Source organism: Ideonella lacteola, from assembly GCF_038066555.1.
Taxonomy (GTDB): Bacteria; Pseudomonadota; Gammaproteobacteria; order Burkholderiales; family Burkholderiaceae_C; genus Ideonella; species Ideonella lacteola.
In genome coordinates this window covers 1-3649 of the sequence record NZ_JBBUTG010000057.1, presented here as the reverse complement: position 1 = coordinate 3649, position 3649 = coordinate 1, and the positions used below count along the sequence as shown (strand labels likewise).

2 protein-coding genes are annotated in these 3649 nt (G+C 60.2%); both read left to right on the top strand.

Annotated features, from left to right (window positions below; genetic code table 11):
- The first annotated feature begins 122 nt into the window (after positions 1-122).
- Positions 123-635 carry a GNAT family N-acetyltransferase gene (locus AACH06_RS29855; RefSeq protein ID WP_341429477.1) on the top strand — a complete coding sequence of 171 codons (513 nt, stop codon included), beginning with the start codon at positions 123-125 and terminating at the stop codon, positions 633-635.
- A 598-nt stretch (positions 636-1233) separates the two neighbouring features.
- Entirely contained in the window at positions 1234-1461 is a 228-nt protein-coding gene (locus AACH06_RS29850) for a hypothetical protein (RefSeq protein ID WP_341429476.1), read from the top strand.
- Positions 1462-3649 lie beyond the last annotated feature (2188 nt).

The window sequence follows — 3649 nt, the reverse complement described above, 5'->3', positions numbered from 1 at the left end:
AAATACATTTCGATTGTGGCATTGCGCTCCAGGCATCTCGGTGCTCTGGCCGCTTTGCCTAACCCCTCCGTCAAGGGGACGTCCCGCAAGCGGGCCGCCCCTTACGTCGAACGTTAGGCGTCATGAACATTGCTCCCGCCAAAGTCGAAAGCGCTGCAGGAATCGCACGAGTTCACGTCAACTCATGGCGCACGGCCTACGCTGACATCCTCGATGGTGAGTTCCTCGCGAGCTTGTCCGTGGAGGAACGCGAGTTGCGGTGGTGCGGAATTCTCCAGAAAGAGGAATCACAAACACTCGTTGCGCAGCATGGCGAGGGCGTAGTTGGCTTCATCAGCTTCGGTAGGTGTCGCGACGAAGATGCGCCGCCAAGTCGCGGCGAAATCTGGGCCTTGTACGCGGAGCCAAGCGTCTGGGGCCAAGGTGTTGGCCGAGCGCTGCTGCAGCATGCAGTGCAAGATATGCAGTCCTCCGGTCTTGGCAGCACTTCACTCTGGGTTCTGAGTCAGAACCGGAGGGGCATTGCCTTCTATGAGGCTTTTGGCTTCCAGCGTGTCGCCGGCAGCGAGAAGCTGTTCGAGCTCGGAGGGCGTCAAGTTGAAGAGGTCCGCTTACTGTTGCAGCATGACGCATAACCCCTCCGTCAAGGGGACCTGCCTGCGGCAGGCCCCTTACGTCGAACGTTAGGCATCAGAAGGCGCAGGTTGGTGAAGGCGCAGCGGCACTTCCGAGCCTTCTTTGGAGCAACTCAATCGTCGACACGGGCTGTCCGTCCTCCGGCGGCCAGCGCGCGGTCCGTGGCGGCTGCAGCCGTATTCAAGTCAGCTTAGGCACATTTGGGTGGCCGCAGCGGCGCACCACGGCTAATGGAATGGCTTTCCGTGGTCACCGTCGGTGGTACTCTGTGGGCCATCGCTGCCAGGGCAAGCTTCCAGCGCTTTGCCAAGGTCGCTGAAGTCCTTCGTCCCAGCCGCCCAGCGTCGTAGCACTTGTTATGCAAGTACTCTGCCTTTCCAGTCACTGCATCGTCTGGCTACCAGCCTTCAAATACATGCCGGTTGCGGCATTGCGTTCCGGGCATCTCGGTGCCCCACTCGCTTTGCCTAACCGCTCCGTCAAGGGGACTGGCCTGCGGCCAGCCCCTTACGTCGAACGTTAGGCAAAGACGCAATGCCTGCATCTCAGCGAATCATTGCTGCCACTCTTCACACCCTAGCCCACGGATTCATCTTCGTGCGCAACTACTCTTTGAAGCCTGATGCTGACTTAAGTTGCATCAATGCGATTGCAGAAGCGCTCCACGATATTCCTCAGATGGTCTCTCGTTTTGACTCAATTGAAGGCGACGAAGTCGAACTGGAAGAGGGTATTCGCATGCACCTTTCGTGCTTTGAGCACAAGAGTTGGCCTCACAGCCCCAATCTCGTGGCGGTGTTCGAAGATGAACTATCACGCAACTGAGCACATCGGTTCCGGTCAATGATCGAAGTCAACGCGCGCCGACCTCATGATTCTGGGAAGCTAGTCACGTCTGCCGCCCCGGTGGTTGCCGTGCGTTCCGGTCGCCTCCTTGCTCATCCGGGTTCGCCTAACCCCTCCGTCAAGGGGACTGGCCTGCGGCCAGCCCCTTACGTCGAACGTTAGGCCCCAGAACAGGTACACCCGAAGTCGAGTCAGCACAATGAGTCAACGCGCGGTAGAGGTTGATCCAACCTTCTTCCTTCGCATTCGCGTGCAGCCCCCACTTTCCGTTCGCCAGGTAGCCACCTTGCGAAAGGTTGGGCCAGGCTTATCTGAGCATTCCCCAGCACTTCTTCTCGAAGAGTGGCGACGCATTCCAGAGATCACGCTTGGCCCGTTTGGCCGCAAATATCAGGCCGAGCGCGCCAGGGTCGAGCTAAGTGAGGCCGGTCTCGCCGCCGAGATTCTGGCAACATAAGCGCGCCCTTGGTGCCGCCAGTCTACGTGGCGTCATCTGTCGCGCCTGAAATGCGATGAACACCTCCCTTACCTTCCGCCGTCGGCCTAACCCCTCCGTCAAGGGGACGTCCACAAGCGGGCTTCGCCCACTTGCGGCCGCCCCTTACGTCGAACGTTAGGCATCAGAACGTAGCTGGCTGGTGAAGTCTCAGCGACACGTCAACGGCTTACGCGTGCCGGTTTCATCGTCGGCATGGGCTGTCCGTCCTTCGGCGGCCAGCGCACGGACAGTGATGGTTCCAGCCGTATTCGAGTCAGCTTGGGCACATATAGGTGGCCAAAGCAGCACAACACGGTCGCTGGACCCCTCTCCTTGGCCACCGCCGGTGGTACTCTGTGGGAAATATCTGCCACGGCGAGATTACAGCGCTCCACCGAGGCCGCTGAAATACTTCTTCTCTCCAGGCCCGCGTCGTAGCACTTGTCATGCAAGTCTTCTGCTCCACCAACGCACGCCTCGCGTGGCTACCGGGCATGAAATACATTTCGGTTGTGGCATTGCGTTCCAGGCATCTCGGTTCTCTGGCCCCTTTGCCTAACCGCTCCGTCAAGGGGACCTGCCTGCGGCAGGCCCCTTACGTCGAACGTTAGGTTGCCCATTCGAGTTCGAGCGCATGAGTTCATCGTCCCTTCTTAGAGCCACTCGTCAGCAGCCCAAGCTTTGGCGAGCGGGCTACGGCTTTGGCGCAGGCTTTGCTCTTGTAACCGCAGCTCAATGGCTGCCACCTCAGACGGCCTGGTACCAATTTGCAGCCCTTCTTGCGGCGGGTGCAGTCGCCATGCTTGCAGCTGCTGGCTACGCCCTCTACGCCGTCAAGTGCCCACGCTGCAATCTGGCGTGGGTTCGGTGGTCCATCGGCCATCAGTCGGCAAACAATTGGCTGCATTGGCTCTACAAGTTTGAGCAATGTCCCAAGTGCGGTCACCACTCCGCTTCATTGAGGCAATGAATCCGGTGTCCGTCTTCATCGCGCGGCAACCTAACCCCTCCGTCAAGGGGACGTCTTGCGGCAAGCCGCAAGCCACCCCTTACGTCGAACGTTAGCCGTCTGAGGGGGGCAAAGTGCAAAGTCGGTGCGAAGCATTCTTGGCCACCTCGGCGCAGCGCTCCGGCCGTCACGCTCTCTGTCCAAGGTCGCAACAGGCTTCGCCTGCTGCTCGCGCCGCCACCGTCGTCCTGAACTGGTGCCTCCGGTCAAGCCGCATCAAGCGTGCAGCGCGGGGCCGAACAAGTCTGCCCCACGCCGCACCCTTGCCGCTCGGTGCCATGGCCCGCGGTCGTGAGCTTGGTTGTTCATCGGATGAGAAATACCAAAGACCTCTGGGCGGTCATGTTGTGAGGCCAAGGTCGCCGTGCCTGGTCAGCGGGTCAGAAACAGCCCTTCGTTCGGCGTCGCGGCCTGGCGAGCAAGATTGTGGCTGTCCAAAGTCTTCGGCGCCTGGCCTACCAAGTGAAACAGCCGAGCCAGCGGTGGCACACTCCATCAAGCGCTGTCTTGCTCAATGCACAGCCGGCTAACCCCTCCGTCAAGGGGACCTGCCTGCGGCAGGCCCCTTACGTCGAACGTTAGGCATCAGAAAACAGCGGGCTGGTGAAGTCTCAGCGAAGTGCCAACGGTTTCTGGGTGCCTTCTTCATCGTCAGCGTGGGCTGTTCGCCCTTCGGCGGC

Bases quoted from the DNA above. Each gene is read 5' to 3' on its own strand.
- AACH06_RS29855 (WP_341429477.1), top strand. From the start codon at position 123: ATGAACATTGCTCCCGCCAAAGTCGAAAGCGCTGCAGGAATCGCACGA.